The sequence below is a fragment of the Agromyces sp. MMS24-K17 genome, from assembly GCF_043950245.1.
Lineage (GTDB): Bacteria > Actinomycetota > Actinomycetes > Actinomycetales > Microbacteriaceae > Agromyces.
In genome coordinates, this window is the sequence record NZ_CP171640.1 from 2,446,048 (window position 1) to 2,462,381 (window position 16,334).

The window sequence follows — 16,334 nt, forward strand, 5'->3', positions numbered from 1 at the left end:
ACCCGCGCGCCCGGCCGCGACGGTGCGACGTCACGACCCCCGCAGGATCGACGTCATCTTCTTGCCGCGCGCGACCTCGTCGACGAGCTTGTCCATCCAGCGGATCCGCTGCATGAGCGGATCCTCGATCTCCTCCACCCGCATGCCGCAGATGACGCCCGTGATGAGGGTCGCGTTCGGGTTCATCTCGGGCGCCTCGGCGAAGAACGTCCGCAGGTCCCGCCCGTCGGCGATCGCGGTCTCGAGGCCGTCGTCGTCGTAGCCGGTGAGCCAGGTGATGACCTCGTCGACCTCGGCGCGGGAGTGCTCCTTGCGCTCGACCTTCTGCACGTAGAGCGGGTAGATGCTCGCGAAGCTCATGCCGTAGATCCGGTGCTCACCCATGCGTCAAGTGTCCCCCCATTCGTCGTCCGGCTCCAGCGTCCACCGCTGCGCGAGCGCCTCCGCACCGCGCGCCAGCAGCGCGACGTCCGCGCCGACGAGCACGAACGACGCGCCGTGATCGAGGTACCGTTGCGCGACGTCCGGGTCGAACGCGTTCACGCCGACGGGCTTCCCGGCGCCGAGGACGGCCTCGAAGGTGCGCAGCACGGCGGCCGAGACATCCGGATGCGCCTGCTGCCCGATGAGCCCCATCGACGCGGCCAGGTCGCTCGGCCCGACGAACACCCCGTCGACGCCGTCGACCGCGGCGATCGACGCGGCGTTCGCGACGCCCTCGACCGTCTCGACCTGCACGACCAGCGACACGAACGCGTCGGCGTTCGCGAGGTAGTCGTCGACGCGGTTCCACCGGGCCGAGCGGGCGAGCGCCGAGCCCACGCCGCGGCGCCCGCGCGGCGGATAGCGCACGGCCTCGACGACGGCCGCCGCCTCCTCGGCCGACGAGACCATCGGCACGAGCAGGTTCTGCGCCCCGAGGTCGAGCACCTGCTTGACCACGACCGCGTCGGCCGACGGCACCCGCACCACCGTCGTCGCCGGGTACGCGGCGAGCGCCTGGAGGTGCGCGAGCACCGACTCGAGCCCGTTCGGGGCGTGCTCCATGTCGACGAGCACCCAGTCGAGCCCGGCCCCGGCGCAGAGCTCCGCGACGAGGGGGCTGCCCGAGCACGCCCAGATGCCGGCGAGCGGGCGGGATGCGCCGGCCAGCCGGTCCCGGAGGGTCGGCGGCAACGGCGCCGCGGCGCCCGGGTTCACGTGAAGCGGCATGCGATCGTCCCCATCTCCCCGTAGTCGGCCAGCACCTCGTCGCCGCGCGACACCCACATGGGCCGCGTGAAGGAGCCGGCCAGGATGACCTCGCCCGCCTCCAGGCGGGCGCCGTGCTGGTGCAGCTTGTTCGCGAGCCACGCGACGCCGCGGGCCGGGTGGCCGAGCACGCCGGCGGCGACGCCGGTCTCCTCGATCCCGCCGTTGCGGTGCAGCAGGCCGGGCACCCAGCGCAGGTCGACCTCGTCGGGCCGCCGTCGCGTGTCGCCGAGCACCATCGCGCCGTAGGCGGCGTTGTCGCTGATCGTGTCGACGATCGTGCGTCCCTCGAGCTCGATGTGCGAGTTCAGCACCTCGAGCGCGGGCACGACGTGGTCGGTCGCGGCGAGCACCTGCTCGAGGGTGCAACCGGGCCCCTCGAGCGGGGTGCCGAGCACGAAGGCGAGCTCGACCTCGATGCGCACGTTCGAGAACCGGTCGACCGGCAGCTCGGCGCCGCTCGCGAAGACCGTGTCGTCGAACATCACGCCGTAGTCGGGCTCGGTGATGCCGGTGGCCTGCTGCATCGCCTTCGACGTCAGCCCGATCTTCCGGCCGACGAGCCGCCGCCCCTCGGCGAGCATCCGGTCGCGCCAGACGCCCTGGATCGCGTAGGCGTCCTCGACGGTCGCGTCGGGGTACCGTGCGGTGATGCGCGGGATGACCCGGTGCTCCCGGTCGGCGTCCGCGAGCTCCGCGGCGATCGCGGCGATGACGTCGGCGGCGAGCATCAGAGCTGGTGCCCCAGCTTGTACTCGCCCTGCTTGTACTCGGGCATCGAGGCCTCGCCCTCCTCGCGGCGGGTGTACGAGAAGCCGTCGGCGCCGATGGTGACGGCCATCTCCGAGGCATCCGTGCGCGCGACGACCGGTTGCGGGTTCCCGTCGAGGTCGAGCACGAGGGAGGCCTCGGTGTACCAGGACGGCACGACCGGGTTGCCCCACCAGTCGCGGCGCTGGTTGTCGTGCACGTCCCACGTGACGACCGGGTTGTCGGGGTCGCCCGTGTAGTAGTCCTGCGTGTAGATCTCGACCCGGTGCCCGTCGGGGTCGCGCAGGTACAGGTAGAACGCGTTCGACACGCCGTGGCGGCCGGGGCCGCGCTCGATCGCGTCGGAGCGGCGCAGCGCGCCGAGCTTGTCGCAGATCGCGAGGATGTTGTGCTTCTCGTGCGTCGCGAATGCGACGTGGTGCATCCGCGGGCCGTCGCCGCCGGTCGCCGCGGTGTCGTGCACCGTCGGCTTCCGGCGCATCCACGCCGCGTAGACCACGCCGTCCTCGTCCTGGATGTCCTCGGTGACGCGGAACCCGAGGTCCTGGTAGTGCCGCACCGCGCGCGGCACGTCGGGGGTGACCTGGTTGAAGTGGTCGAGGCGCACGAGCGCGCCCGGCGTGTACAGGTCGTACCGCCACGCGAGCCGTTCGACGTGCTCGACGTCGTGGAAGAACTCGAACGGGAACCCGAGCGGGTCCTCGACCCGCACCGAGTCGCCGACGCCCGTGACGAAGCCCTCGGGCCGGCGCTCGACGCGGCATCCGAGCTCGGTGTAGAACGCGACCGCCCGGTCGAGGTCCTCCGGCGTGCGCACCCGGTACGAGAACGCGGCGACCGCCGCGACCGGCCCCTGCCGCAGCACGAGGTTGTGGTGGATGAACTCCTCGAGGGTGCGCAGGTACACGACCCCCTCGTCCTCCTCGGTGACGGTGAGGCCGAGCACGTCGACGTAGAACGCGCGCGACGCGGCGAGGTCGGTGACGACGAGCTCCATCGAGGCGCAGCGCAGGATGTCGGGCGCCGGGGCGGTGGGCGTCGGCACCGGGCGGTCGGTGCGGATGGGCGCCTCCTGCGAGACGAAGAAGCCCGAGGACGTCGGGGTGAGGCCGTCGCGATGCGTCATGGTCAGCGTCCCTGCCCGTCGTGCGCCTTGCCGAACGTGGGGTTCGGCGTCGGGCCGAGCGTGATGTGCACGGCCTGCTGGTCGGTGTAGAAGTCGATCGAGCGGGTTCCGCCCTCGTGCCCGAGGCCGGACGCCTTGACGCCGCCGAACGGCGTGCGGAGGTCGCGCACGTTGTTCGAGTTCAGCCACACCATGCCGGCCTCGAGCGCGTGCGCCACGTTGTGCGCGCGGGTCAGGTCGTTCGTCCACACGTAGGCGGCGAGCCCGTACCTGGTGGCGTTCGCGAGGGCGATCGCGTCGGCGTCGGTGTCGAACGGGGTGATCGCGACCACCGGGCCGAAGATCTCCTCCTGGAAGATGCGCGCGTCTGGTGGGACGTCGGCGAACACGGTCGGCGCGACGAAGTTGCCGTGGTCGAACCCGGGCGGGCGGCCGCCGCCGGCGACGAGGCGCCCCTCCTGCCGGCCCAGCTCGACGTACGACATGACCTTCGCGAAGTGCTCCGGGTGCACGAGCGCCCCGACCTCGGTCGCGGGGTCGTGCGGCAGGCCCACCCGCACGCGCTTGGCCTGCGCGGCGTATCGCTCGACGAAGTCGTCGTAGACGTCGCGCTGCACGAGGATGCGGCTGCCCGCGGTGCACCGTTCGCCGTTCAGCGAGAAGACGCCGAAGATCGTCGCGTCGACCGCCGCCTCGAGGTCGGCGTCGGCGAACACGATCGCCGGGCTCTTGCCGCCGAGCTCCATCGACAGGCCCTTCAGGTACGGCGCCGCGTTCGCGAAGATGAGCTGCCCGGTGCGGCTCTCGCCGGTGAAGGAGATGAGCGGGACATCCGGATGCCGCACGAGCGCGTCGCCCGCCTCCTCGCCGAGGCCGTGGACGAGGTTGAAGACGCCGACGGGCAGCCCGGCCTCCTCGAAGATGCCGGCCCAGAGCGACGCCGACAGCGGCGTGAACTCGGCCGGCTTCAGCACGACCGAGTTGCCGGTCGCGAGCGCGGGCGCGAGCTTCCACGACTCGAGCATGAACGGCGTGTTCCACGGCGTGATCAGGCCGGCGACGCCGATCGGCTTGCGGTTCACGTAGTTCACCTGCCGGCCGGGCACCTTGAACGCGTCGTCGGCCTGGGCGACGATCAGGTCGGCGAAGAAGCGGAAGTTCTCGGCGGCGCGGCGGGCCTGGCCCAGCGCCTGCGTGATGGGCAGGCCGGAGTCGAAGCTCTCGAGCTCGGCGAGCCGGGCGTCGCGCGACTCGACGAGGTCGGCGATGCGGTGCAGCACGCGGGAGCGCTCGCGTGGGAGCATCCGCGCCCACGGCCCGTCGGCGAACGCGCGCCGGCCCGCCGCGACCGCGCGGTCGACGTCGGCCGCGCGGCCGGCCGCCGCGCGCAGGTAGACCTCGTTCGAGACGGGGTCGAGCACGTCGAACGTGCCGCCGTCGATCGAGTCGACGGACGCGCCGTCGATGTAGTGCCGGATGGCGTCGGGCAGGTCGGCGGGCACGTGCGCGGCCGCGGCGGTGGGGGCCGCGGCGGTGCGGGTCACGGCGGTGGGGTCTGGCATGGCTGCCTCCGATCGGATGTCGCGGGCGTCAGTCGGCGAGGAGGCCGAGCGGTTCGCCGGGGTGTTCGTGGAGCAGGTAGGCGTCGAGCGTTGCCGACCGGTGCCGGCGTGCCGCGAGCTCGATGTCGCCGAGCGGGGCGCCCGCCGCGATGAGGGCGACGATGCCCTCGTGCTCGCGCACCGACTCCTGCGCCCGGCCCGGCACGAAGCTGAAGGTCGACTCGCGCAGGTGCCCGAGTCGCGCCCACTCCGCCTCGACGAGCTCGAGCAGCCGGGGGTTCGTGCACGGCGCGAAGAGCACCGCGTGGAACTGCTGGTTGAGCGCGGTGAACCGTCGCGGGTCGAAGTCGTCGAGCGAGTCGGTCATGCGCCGGTTGAGCTCGCGGGCGCGCACGAGGTCGTCGGCGGTGAGCCGGCGCGCGGCGAGCGCGGTGGCGGCGCCCTCGAGGATGCTCAGCGACTGCATGCTCTGCCGGTACCGGGTGTCGTCGATCATCGCGACGTGCGCGCCGACGTTCCGCTCGAACGTGACGAGCCCCTCCGACTCCAGCTGGCGGATCGCCTCGCGCACGGGCACGACGCTCATGTCGAGCCGGCCGGCGATGGTGCCGAGCACGAGCCGGTAGCCGGGCGTGTACTCCTGGCTCGCGATGCGCGCCTTGATCCACTGGTACGCCTGCTGCGACTTGCTCAGCGCGGCCGGAGCGGCGGGTGCCGCCGACGCGGCGGATGCCTCGGTCGCGGCGGATGCCTCGGTCACGACGCCTCCCCGTTTCGCTCGGCGTCGTAGCGGGCCCGCCACTCGGCGTTCATCGGGAAGAGCCCGTCGACGGCGGCGCCGGCGGCGACCTGCGCGGCGATCCACGCATCCTCCTCCTCCTGCGCGAGGGCCGCGTCGGCGACCTCCTCGGCGAGCGCGGGCGGGATGACGATCACGCCGTCGGCGTCGCCCACGACGACGTCGCCGGGCTGCACGGTGGTACCGCCGCAGGCGATGGTCACGTCGACGTCCCACGGCACGTGGCGACGGCCGAGGACGGCCGGGTGCGCGCCCGCCGAGTACACGGGCAGGCCGACGGCGGCCACGGCGTCGGCGTCGCGGACCCCGCCGTCGGTGACGATGCCGGCGGCGCCGCGGGCGTGGGCGCGGAGCGCGAGGATGTCCCCGAGCGTGCCCGACCCGGTCTCGCCGCGCGCCTCGATGACGAGCACCTCGCCCTCGCGGACGGCGTCGAACGCGCGCTTCTGCGCGTTGTAGCCGCCGCCGTGCGCGGCGAACAGGTCTTCGCGGTTCGGCACGAAGCGCAGCGTCTTCGCGACGCCGACGAGCTTCCGCTCGGGATGGTTCGGGCGGACGCCGTCGACGGTGACGTGGTCGAGCCCCCGCTTGCGGAGCTGCGCCGAGAGCGCGGCGACCGGGGCCGCCTCGAGCTTCGCGCGAAGCGCGGGGGAGAGCCCCTCGGGCGGGAGTCCGGCGGCCTCCCTGGAGCCCCAGGCCTCGACGCGCTGGTGGTCGTCGATCCGTGGCAGCGACCCGAGCGCCGGGTCGAACGCGATGGTGCCCTCGGTGACGGTCGTGACGAGCCGGCCCGACGTCGGGGCGCCGGGCGCCGCGGGCGCGTCGACCTCGACCTCGAGCACGTCGCCCGGCACGGCGACCGAGGAGCCGGCGGGCGTGCCGGTGAGGATGACGTCGCCGGGTTCGAGCGTGAGGTGCTGCGACAGGTCGGCGATGAGCTGCGGGAACGGGAAGAGCAGATCGGCCGTGGTGTCCTCCTGGGTGAGCACGCCGTTCACCCAGGTGCGCACGCGGAGCGACGCGGGGTCGACGCCCGGGCTCGTCGCGTCGAAGCGCGTCGGCCCGATCGGGGTGAAGCCGTCGCCGCCCTTGTTGCGGAGGTTCGAGCCGGCGTCGTTGGCGCGCAGGTCGTAGAGGCCGAGGTCGTTCGCGGCGGTGACCCAGGCGACGTGCGACCAGGCGTCGGCGAGGGCGACGCGTCGCGCGGCGGTGCCGATGACGAGGGCGATCTCGCCCTCGAAGGCGAGCAGTTCGGTGCCGGCCGGCCGTTCGACGGTCGAGCCGCTCGCGGCGACCGAGCTGGACGGCTTGAGGAAGTAGGAGGGGGCCGCCGGCGTGCGGCCGCGCTGCTCGGCACGCGATCGATAGGCGAGGTGCACGGCGACCACCTTGCCGGGGCGGCCGGGGAGCGCGGCGAACCGCGGATCGGTCGGCTGCTCGTCGTGCATGCCCAGGAGCTCCCTCGCTCGTGCCGTCGTCGCGGTCTCGTGCCGCCGTCGCGGCTCGGTCGGTTCGACCCGTGACGGTGTATCTGAAATCGTATATGATCAGTCCGATGCCGGGCAACCGCCCCGGACCTCGACGATGGCGTCGCAGGAGGATCGACGACGATGCAGTTCCACCACCACGGCTACGTGTCCGGCGACCCGCGCGTCGCCCCGGCGGCGGGCGTCGGCCTCGACCGCCCGGCCGAGCTGCCCGACGAGGTCGACGTGCTCATCGTCGGCTCGGGCCCCGCCGGCATGCTGCTCGCCGCCCAGCTGTCGCAGTTCCCCGACGTCGCGACCCGCATCATCGAGCGCCGCGACGGGCGGCTCGTGCTTGGCCAGGCCGACGGCATCCAGCCGCGAAGCGTCGAGACCTTCCAGGCGTTCGGCTTCGCCGAGCGCATCGTCGCCGAGGCGTACAACATCGCCTACATGAACTTCTGGGGCCCCGACCCCGAGCACCCGGGCGACATCGTCCGCACCGCGCGCACCGAGGACTACGCCTTCAAGATCAGCGAGTTCCCGCACCTCATCGTCAACCAGGCCCGCGTGCTCGACTACTTCGCCGAGGCTGCCGCACACGGCCCCGGGCGCATCGCGCCCGACTACGGCGTCGAGTTCCTCGGCCTCGCCGTGCACGAGACGGGGGAGTACCCGGTCGAGGTCCGCATCCGCCACACGGCGGGCCCGCGGGCGGGCGAGGAGCGCTCGGTGCGCGCCAGGTACGTCGCCGGATGCGACGGCGCCCGCAGCGGGGTCCGCGAGGCCATCGGCCGCACGCATGTCGGCGGCGTCTCGCTGCACGCCTGGGGCGTCATGGACGTGCTGGTGAACACCGACTTCCCCGACTGGCGCACGAAGTGCGCGATCAACGCGGAGGCGGGCAACATCCTGCTCATCCCGCGCGAGGGCGGCTACCTCTGCCGCGTGTACGTCGACCTCGGCGCGGTCGCGGAGGACGACGCGCACCACGTCCGCCACACGCCGATCGACCAGGTCATCCGCCGGGCGAACGAGATCCTGCACCCGTACGCCCTCGACGTGCGGCAGGTCGCCTGGCACAGCGTCTACGAGGTCGGCCACCGGGTCACCGACCGGTTCGACGACGTCGACCCCGGCGACGGGCGCGCTCCGCGCGTGTTCCTCACCGGCGACGCCTGCCACACGCACAGCGCGAAGGCCGGCCAGGGTATGAACGTCTCGATGCAGGACGGCTTCAACCTCGGCTGGAAGCTCGGGCACGTGCTCACCGGCCTCGCGCCGGCATCGCTGCTCGAGACGTACTCCGCGGAGCGGCAGCCCGTCGCCCAGCAGCTCATCGACTTCGACCGCGAGTGGTCGAGCCTCATGGCCCGCAAGCCCGAGGAGATCTCCGACCCGGCCGAGCTCGCCACGTTCTACCTCGGCACTGCGGAGTTCCCGTCGGGCTTCATGACGCAGTACGGCGCCTCCGCGATCGTCGGCGACGACGCCCACCAGGCGCTCGCCGAGGGCTTCCCGCTCGGGAAGCGCTTCAAGAGCGCCGAGGTCACCCGGGTGTGCGACGGCAACGTGATCCACCTGGGCCACCACGCCCGCGCCGACGGACGCTGGCGGATCTACGCGTTCGCCGACGCCCCGGCGGCGGGCGAGGCATCCGCCCTGGCCGACTGGGCCGACTGGATCGCATCGCCCGCGTCGCCGCTCGCGCGCTGCACGCCCGAGGGCGCCGACGTCGACGCCGTGTTCGACGTCAAGGTCGTCTACCAGCAGCGCTTCGACGAGGTCGACCTCGGGCGCGTGCCCGCCGCGTTCCGGCCGACCTCGGGTCCGCTCGGCCTCACCGACTGGGAGAAGGTGTACGCCGCCGGCCCCGATGGATGGCGCGCCGCCGACGCCTTCGCCGAGCGCGGGCTGTCGCGCGACGGCGTCGTGGTCGTCGTGCGGCCCGACCAGTACGTCGCGGCGGTGCTGCCGCTCACGGCGACCGAGGAGCTGACCGACTTCTTCGCCGGCTGCCTGCTCCCGCAGCGCGAGGCGGCGCCCGCTCAGCCGCCCGCCAGCACCACCAGCCGCCCCGTCGCCCGCGTCATCCCGACGTAGCGGTCGACCGCGCCCTCGATGCCGTCGCCGAACGCGTCGGGCTCGACGACCACGACGAGGTCGAACTCGAGGCCCTTCGCGAGCACGGGCGTGAGGACGCGCACCCGCGACGCATCCGGCGCGCCGACGTCGGGCACGGCCCCCGCCGGCAGCTCACCGGCCGCGATCACGCAGGCCGTGCCCTCGTCGTGCGCGGCGAGCCAGCCGGCGAGCACGTCGTGGAGGTCGGCCACGGCGCCGAACACGACGGGTTCGCCGCTCTCGCGGATCGACGTGGGGACGTTCGCGTCGGGCAGGGCCGCTCGGATCACCGGCTCGGCAGCCGCCATGATCTCGGCGGGGGTGCGGTAGTTGACGGTGAGCGAGGCGATCTCGACCCGGTCGAGGCCGGCACGTTCGAGCCGCTCGCGCCAGGTCTCGGTGAAGCCGTGCCGGGCCTGCGCACGGTCGCCGACGACCGTGAAGCTCCGCGACGGGCATCGGCGCAGCAGCATCCGCCATTCCGCATCGGTCAGTTCCTGCGCCTCGTCGACGATCACGTGCGCGAACGGACCGGCGAGCTCGTCGGCGTCGGCCGACGGCAGGGCGGCCTCGTCGTCGAGCGCGTTCCGCGCGTCCTGGCCCCGGAGGATCGACATGAGTCCCATCTCGGAGTCGTCGGCGGCGATCAGGTGGTCGCGCACCAGGTCGCGCTGCTCCCGCTCCGCCGCGAGCGCGGCCTCGCGCTGCCGGGCGCGTCGGGACGCCTCGGGGTCGCCGATGCGCTGCCGCGCGGCGTCGAGGTAGGGCAGGTCGGCGGCGGTCCACGCACGCGGGTCGGGGCGCTGGAGCGCGTCGACCTCGTCGTCGGCGAGCCACGGTGCGCTGGCGCGGAGGTACGCGGGCACCGACCAGAGGTCGGCGACGACGCCGGCCGGGTCGAGCACGGGCCACGCGCGCGCGAACGCCGCGCGCAGGTCGGGGCTCTGCCGCAGGGCGCGGTGCAGCAGGTGGGTGGGCGCCCGGCCGTCGTCCCGTTCGACGAGGAGCGTGATGAGCTCCTCCCACACCTCGTCGCGGGCCTCGTTGTGCGGGGTGCCGGGCTCGGGCGCACCGAACGCCTCGGCCCAGTCCTCGGGTTCGACGACGACGTCGGCCCACGGGGTCTCGACGATCAGGTCGCCGACGGGCGGCCGCTCGTAGTGCCGCACGGCCGCCTCGACGGCGTCGACGAGCCGACCGGACGCCTTCAGCCGGGCCGCAGCCGCGGTCTCGCCCGCTGCGGACGCGGTCGTCGGGAGCGCGGCCGCCTCCGGCACGAGGTCCCGCAGCGTGCACATGAGCACGCCCTCCTCGCCGAGGCCGGGCAGCACGTCGGCGACGTAGTCGAGGTACGGCCGGTGCGGTCCCACGACGAGCACGCCGCCGCGGCGCTGCCCGAGTCTCGGGTCGGCGTAGAGCAGGTAGGCGGCCCGGTGCAGGGCGACGACCGTCTTGCCCGTGCCGGGTCCGCCGTCGACGACGAGCGCGCCGCGCGACCCGGCGCGGATGACGGCGTCCTGGTCGGCCTGGATCGTCGCGAGCACGTCGCGCATCCGCGGGGAGCGGCTGCTGCCGAGGCTCCGGATGAAGGCCGACTGGTCGTCGAGGGCGGCCGGCCCGTCGAGGGCGTCGGCCGTGAAGGCCTCGTCCCAGTAGTCGGTGATGCGGCCCGCGCTCCAGCGGTACCGGCGCCGGCCGGCGAGGCCCATCGGGTCGGCGAGCGTCGCCCCGAAGAACGGCGCGGCGGCGGGGGAGCGCCAGTCGACGAGGAGGTGCCGGCCGTCCTCGTCGGAGAGCCCGATGCGGCCGAGGTACACCGGTTCGCCGCCGTCGGCGGGCGACATCCGACCGAGGCAGAGGTCGACGCCGAAGCGGCGCAGCGTGCGCAACCGCCCGGAGAGGCGGTGGATCTCGAGGTCGCGGTCGAGGGCCTCCTGCCCCTCGCCGCCGGGCCGGCGGCGTTCCGCGTCGAGGCGATCGGATGCCTCGGCGATCGCCCGCTCGAGGGCGGCGGCGAGCGCCGCGAAGTGTCGCTCGTCGTCGCCGACGAGTGCGGGATCGGCCTTGCGGGCGAGGCGGTCGGGCAGCGCGAATACGGTGCTGATCAGGGAGGCTCCAGAGGTCGGTGGCGTGGCGGATGATCGCCGGCCGACCATTCTGCGCCACCGGGGGGCCCTTGCCGCAAGGCCCCCTCCCCGCGATATCCTGAGAGTGGCCAGCGTGTTTCGCCGTGAGCCCTGGGGGGACGCCATGACGCAGTCGAGCGATTCCGAGGGGCGGGGGCGTTTCGAGCGATGGTTCGAGACGGAGGTCATCGACCCGATGGCCGACTTCGAGAACCCGCGCCAGGAGTGGCGGCGCCTGTTCTCCGAGTTCATCGGCACCTTCTTCCTGGTGCTCGTCGCTGCGGGCGGCGGGATGATGAGCCAGGCGTTCCCCGACACGATCAGTCGCACCGCGGCGGTGGTGGCCCCGGGGCTCATGGTGATGGGGATCATCCTGTTCATGGGCAAGGTCTCGGGCGCTCACCTCAACCCGGCCGTGACGCTGGCGTTCTCGCTCCGTGGCGACTTCCCCTGGCGACGCGTGCCCGGGTACATCGTGGTCCAGCTGATCGGTGCAACCCTGGCGGCATGGGTGCTCCAGCCCATCATCGGCGTGTCGGCCTCGTTCGGGTCGAACTATCCCGCCGACGGCTCCACCCCGTTCCAGGCGTTCCTCATGGAGGCGCTGCTGACCCTCGGCCTCGTGAGTGTCATCCTGGGTACGGCCTCCGGCGCCCAGAACGTCGGCGTGATCGGGGCGATCGGCGTCGGCGGGTACATCGCCCTCGCCGGGCTCTGGGGCAGCCCGATCTCGGGAACGTCGATGAATCCGGCCCGAACCTTCGGCCCGGACCTCGCCGCACTCGACTTCACCGACTACTGGGTCTACGTCGCGGGCCCGATCGCGGGCGCAGTGGTCGCGGTCCTCCTGGCCTTCGTCCTCCGCGGCTACGGCGGCGGACGCAGCGGCTCCGCGGCTGCGCAGGGCGTCTTCGACACCGAGGTGGCGCGCCCGGACCAGTCCTGAACGTCTCGCGTGCCGGAGCGCCGCCGTAGGCTGGCCGCATGGACAGCCGCACCGACGTCGCGATCGCCGTCGCCCAGTTCGCGCCGGGAGACGACGCCGCGGCGAACCTCGCGGAGATCGCCCGGCTGGCGGCGCTCGCCGCGGCGCGCGGCGCGCGCGTGGTCGTCTTCCCCGAGTACTCGAGCTTGTTCACGCCGCAGGCGGGGGAGGCGTGGCTCGCTGCGGCCGAGGACGTCGAGGGCGGCGCGTTCACGACCGCACTCGCGGGCCTGGCGGCCGCCCTCGACGTGCACCTCGTCGCCGGCATGCTCGAGCGCCGGCCCGACGACCCGCGGCGCGTGTCGAACACCGTCGTCGCCGTCGCACCGGTGGGCGGGGTCGTCGCCCGCTACCGCAAGCTGCACCTCTACGACGCGTTCGGGCAGCGGGAGTCGGACTGGGTGGCGCCGGGCGACGTCGAGCCGCCCGAGCTGTTCGAGGCCGAGGGGCTCCGGTTCGGCCTGCAGACCTGCTACGACGTCCGCTTCCCCGAGGTGACGAGGCGGATCGTCGACGCCCGCGCCGACGTGGTGCTCATGCCCGCCGAGTGGGTGCGCGGCCCGCTGAAGGAGGCGCACTGGCGCACGCTGACGACGGCGCGCGCGCTCGAGAACACGGTCTACGTGGCCGCGGCCGACCACGCGCCGCCGGTCGGGGCGGGCAACAGCATGGTCGTCGACCCGATGGGCGTGGAGCTCGCGACGATCGGCGAGGAGGCCTCGGTGGCGCTCGCCTGGGTCTCGCGCGAGCGGATCGACGCGGTACGGCGCCTCAACCCGGCGCTCGCGCTGCGCCGCTTCACCGTCGCCGAGCGCTGATCGCCGGGCGCTGAGCGCCGGGCGCTGAGCGCCGAACGCCGAGCGCTCGCGGTCTCGCCGCGGGCCGGTCGGAACCCCCGCGCCTGGTCAGGCCCCCAGCCGCGCGAGCCGGGCGGATGCCTCCTCCAGCACCTCGAGCCGCTTGCAGAACGCGAACCGCACGAGTCCGCGCACGCCGTCGCGCCGCTCGGGCGGCACGAACGCCGTGACCGGGACGCCCACGACGCCCGCGAGCTCGGGGAGCCGCCGGCAGAAGGCGTCGGCGTCGTCGACGCCGAGCGGCGAGGCATCCGCGACGACGAAGTAGCCGGCCTGCGGCAGCGACACGGCGAAGCCGGCCGCCTCGAGGCCCGCGGCGAGCACGCCGCGCTTGTGCCGCAGCGTGTCGGCTGCGCCCCGGAAGAACGCGTCGGGCAGGTCGAGCCCGGTCGCGATCGCGGGCTGGAACGGCGCCCCGTTCACGTACGTGAGGTACTGCTTCACGGCGAGCACCGCCGTGACGAGCGGTGCCGGCCCGGTCGCCCAGCCGACCTTCCACCCCGTCGTCGAGAACGTCTTGCCGCCGGACGAGATCGAGACGGTCCGCTCCCATGCGCCCGGCAGGGTCGCGATCGGCACGTGCGCGCCGTCGAACACGAGGTGCTCGTAGACCTCGTCGGTCACGATGATCGCGTCGTGGCGGGTCGCGAGCTCCACGACCAGCTCGAGGATGTCCCGGTCGAGCACGGCGCCGGTCGGGTTGTGCGGGGAGTTGACGAGGATGACCCGGGTGCGGTCGGTGACCGCCCGCCGGAGCTCCTCGGGGTCGGGCCGCCAGTCGGGGAACCGCACCGGCACCGGCCGGAGCACGCCGCCGGCGCGTGCCACGATCGCGCCGTACGCGTCGTAGGCCGGCTCGAGGGCGACGACCTCGTCGCCGGCGTCGACGAAGGCGAGCAGTGCCGCGGCGAGGGCCTCGGTCGCGCCGGCGGTGACGAGCACCTCGGTCGCCGGGTCGGGCTCGAGGCCGTACCAACGCGCCTGGTGCCGGGCGATCGCCTCGCGCAGCACGGGCAGGCCCGGCCCCGGCGGGTACTGGTTCACGCCGGCGGCGATCGCCGCGCGGGCCGCGTCGAGCACCTCGACCGGCCCGTCCTCGTCGGGGAAGCCCTGGCCGAGGTTGATCGCGCCGGTTCGGGTCGCGAGCGCGCTCATCTCGGCGAAGATCGTCGCGCGCACGCCGCCGTCGGCGGCGAGCAGGCCGGCACCTGCGGCGGTGCGCTGCCAGGGGCGGAGGAACTCGGCATCGGGCATCCTCACACCGTATGCCAGACGTGCCTCGCTAGGCTTCGGCGTGCAATCGGATGACTCCCTGTGAAGGTATAGCTGATGCATAGGAAGTGCTGACGCGCCGCACAGGTTCGCGGGAGACGCTGTCCTCGCTTGGAAGGAGCACCTCATGACCGAGAACCAGAACGACGCGGCCGACCAGCCGGTCGCTCCCGAGCCGAACCCGGCCGAGTCGGCCCCGGCGCAGACGCCGGCGGCGTCGGAGACGTCGGCCGCAGCGCCGGCTGCGGACGCCCCGACTCCCGCCGCCGAGCCGGCAGCGCCCGCCGCACCCGAGGCCCCGGCAGCGCCCATGGCCCCGGCAGCGCCCGCCGCGCCTGCGGCCGCCGCGCCGGCCGAGCCGGCCGCCCCGAACCCCGTCCCGGCCGCCGCCTCCGTGGCCGCCGGCACGACCGTCCCCGCGCCGGCCGCGCAGGCGCCCACCGCCGCGCCGGCGGCGCCCCCCGCTCCGCCCGCACCGGCCGCGCCGAACGCGACCGTCTACACCCCGGGCCAGGCGCCGCAGCCGTACCACGCCCAGTACGCGACCCAGCCGACCACGCCGGTCGCCGCGGCCACGCCGACCGCGCCGGCCGCCGGCCAGACGCAGCCGACCGTGCCGCTCGCCGGCAGCGGCCAGGTGCCGCCCGCGTTCGGCGGCCCCCGCCCGGCCCCGAGCACGCCGGCCGAGCCGCGCAAGCGCCGCACCGGCGGCAGCATCGTGGCGGTCGCCGTCGCCGCTGCCCTCATCGGCGGCGCCTCCGGCGCCGGCATCACCGCGCTCATCGCGTCGAACCAGCGCCAGGAGGTCGTGCAGAGCGCGGCCGAGTCGCAGAACATCGTCGTGAACGACACCGACTCGGTCAACCAGATCACCGCGGTCGCCGCGAAGGCGAGCCCGAGCGTCGTCACCATCTCGGTGTCGAGCAGTGCGGCCGGCGGCACCGGCTCCGGCGTCATCCTCTCGGAGGACGGCTACGTGCTCACCAACACGCACGTGGTGACGCTCGACGGCGCGACCGCCGACCCGACGATCGAGGTGAAGACGAGCGACGGGCACCTGTACGCCGCCGAGCTCATCGGCACCGACCCGCTGAGCGACCTCGCCGTGGTCAAGCTCGCCGACGCCTCCGGCCTCAAGCCCCTCGAGTTCGCCGACTCCGACGAGCTCAACGTGGGCGCGACCGCCATCGCGATCGGCGCGCCGATGGGCCTGTCCGGCACCGTCACGAACGGCATCGTCAGCGCGCTCAACCGCAGCATCGAGGTCGCCTCCTCGGCCGCCCCCGAGACGCCCGACGACGGCCAGTCCGACGGCGGCCAGGACGGCCAGCAGCCGTTCGACTTCTGGAACTTCCCGGGCGAGGAGGACCAGGCGCCGACGCAGCAGGGCAGCGGCACCATCTCGATCCCGGTGATCCAGACCGACGCGGCGATCAACCCCGGCAACTCGGGCGGCGCGCTCGTCGACGACGAGGGCAAGCTCATCGGCGTCAACGTGGCGATCCTGTCGACCGGCGGCTCGTCGTCGTCCTCGGGCAACATCGGCGTCGGCTTCGCGGTGCCCGCGAACCTCGCGCACCGCATCGCCACCGAGCTCATCGAGAACGGCTCGGCCTCGCACGGCCTGCTCGGCGCGGCCGTCACGTCGGCCGACGCGGCCGAGGGCGCCACCCAGGTCGGCGCCCTCATCACCGAGGTCACGCCCGGCGGCGCGGCCGAGAGCGCGGGCCTCCAGGCCGGCGACGTCGTGACCGAGTTCAACGGGGTCCCGATCACCAGCCCGACCGACCTCACCGCCCAGGTGCGCGCCCTGCCGGGCGGGACCGAGGCCGACGTCACGTACGTCCGCGACGGGAACACGGAGACGGCCACGGTCACCCTCGGCACCTTCGAGGGCTGAGCCCGGACTCCTTCCTCCCGACGGGGTCGGCGCTTCGGCGCCGGCCCCGTCGTCGTGCGGCGGGAGGTGCCCTGAGGCGCCCCGCAGCCGCACCG

General features: G+C 74.0%; 13 protein-coding genes. 4 read left to right on the forward strand and 9 right to left on the reverse strand.

The window, feature by feature from the left end; genetic code table 11:
• Positions 1-30: 30 nt before the first annotated feature.
• From ACGGZK_RS11115 to ACGGZK_RS11145, 7 genes are all read right to left on the reverse strand, one after another.
• Positions 31-384, reverse strand: coding sequence for a DUF2200 domain-containing protein (locus ACGGZK_RS11115; RefSeq protein WP_395242725.1), 354 nt, complete (start codon positions 382-384; stop codon positions 31-33).
• A 3-nt stretch (positions 385-387) separates the two neighbouring features.
• Positions 388-1,212, reverse strand: a complete 825-nt coding sequence (locus ACGGZK_RS11120) for an HpcH/HpaI aldolase/citrate lyase family protein (protein ID WP_395242726.1) — start codon at positions 1,210-1,212, stop codon at positions 388-390.
• Positions 1,197-1,982 (reverse strand): 2-keto-4-pentenoate hydratase, encoded by a 786-nt coding sequence (locus ACGGZK_RS11125; protein WP_395242727.1) that lies wholly within the window; start codon positions 1,980-1,982, stop codon positions 1,197-1,199. The genes ACGGZK_RS11120 and ACGGZK_RS11125 overlap by 16 nt, the downstream gene beginning before the upstream one ends.
• Entirely contained in the window at positions 1,982-3,148 is a 1,167-nt protein-coding gene (gene hpaD, locus ACGGZK_RS11130; RefSeq protein WP_395242728.1) for a 3,4-dihydroxyphenylacetate 2,3-dioxygenase, read from the reverse strand. Before hpaD ends, ACGGZK_RS11125 begins: the two co-directional genes overlap by 1 nt.
• Positions 3,149-3,150: 2 nt before the next feature.
• Entirely contained in the window at positions 3,151-4,710 is a 1,560-nt protein-coding gene (hpaE, locus tag ACGGZK_RS11135) for a 5-carboxymethyl-2-hydroxymuconate semialdehyde dehydrogenase (protein ID WP_395242729.1), read from the reverse strand.
• A gap of 28 nt (positions 4,711-4,738) precedes the next feature.
• Positions 4,739-5,404: a GntR family transcriptional regulator gene (locus tag ACGGZK_RS11140; RefSeq protein WP_395246070.1), complete on the reverse strand. Its 666-nt coding sequence runs from the start codon at positions 5,402-5,404 to the stop codon at positions 4,739-4,741.
• Between the two features lie 62 nt (positions 5,405-5,466).
• Complete coding sequence (locus ACGGZK_RS11145; RefSeq protein WP_395242730.1) at positions 5,467-6,957, reverse strand: fumarylacetoacetate hydrolase family protein; 1,491 nt, start codon at positions 6,955-6,957, stop codon at positions 5,467-5,469.
• Positions 6,958-7,119: 162 nt separating this feature from the next.
• On the opposite strand from ACGGZK_RS11145, the gene ACGGZK_RS11150 reads away from it, so the two are divergent.
• Positions 7,120-9,078: an FAD-dependent monooxygenase gene (locus ACGGZK_RS11150; protein ID WP_395242731.1), complete on the forward strand. Its 1,959-nt coding sequence runs from the start codon at positions 7,120-7,122 to the stop codon at positions 9,076-9,078.
• Here ACGGZK_RS11150 and helR read toward each other — a convergent pair.
• On the reverse strand, positions 9,024-11,255 hold the full coding sequence (helR, locus tag ACGGZK_RS11155; protein ID WP_395242732.1) for an RNA polymerase recycling motor ATPase HelR: 2,232 nt from the start codon (positions 11,253-11,255) through the stop codon (positions 9,024-9,026). The two genes, ACGGZK_RS11150 and helR, sit on opposite strands and share 55 nt — an antisense overlap.
• Positions 11,256-11,349: 94 nt before the next feature.
• On the opposite strand from helR, the gene ACGGZK_RS11160 reads away from it, so the two are divergent.
• Both ACGGZK_RS11160 and ACGGZK_RS11165 read left to right on the forward strand, forming a co-directional pair.
• Positions 11,350-12,171 carry an MIP/aquaporin family protein gene (locus ACGGZK_RS11160; protein ID WP_395242733.1) on the forward strand — a complete coding sequence of 274 codons (822 nt, stop codon included), beginning with the start codon at positions 11,350-11,352 and terminating at the stop codon, positions 12,169-12,171.
• A gap of 38 nt (positions 12,172-12,209) precedes the next feature.
• Complete coding sequence (locus ACGGZK_RS11165; protein WP_395242734.1) at positions 12,210-13,028, forward strand: nitrilase-related carbon-nitrogen hydrolase; 819 nt, start codon at positions 12,210-12,212, stop codon at positions 13,026-13,028.
• Between the two features lie 87 nt (positions 13,029-13,115).
• Here the strand turns inward: ACGGZK_RS11165 and ACGGZK_RS11170 are convergent, their stop codons facing one another.
• Positions 13,116-14,321: an aminotransferase class I/II-fold pyridoxal phosphate-dependent enzyme gene (locus tag ACGGZK_RS11170; protein ID WP_395242735.1), complete on the reverse strand. Its 1,206-nt coding sequence runs from the start codon at positions 14,319-14,321 to the stop codon at positions 13,116-13,118.
• A gap of 145 nt (positions 14,322-14,466) precedes the next feature.
• On the opposite strand from ACGGZK_RS11170, the gene ACGGZK_RS11175 reads away from it, so the two are divergent.
• Positions 14,467-16,239 (forward strand): S1C family serine protease, encoded by a 1,773-nt coding sequence (locus tag ACGGZK_RS11175; RefSeq protein WP_395242736.1) that lies wholly within the window; start codon positions 14,467-14,469, stop codon positions 16,237-16,239.
• Positions 16,240-16,334: the final 95 nt, after the last annotated feature.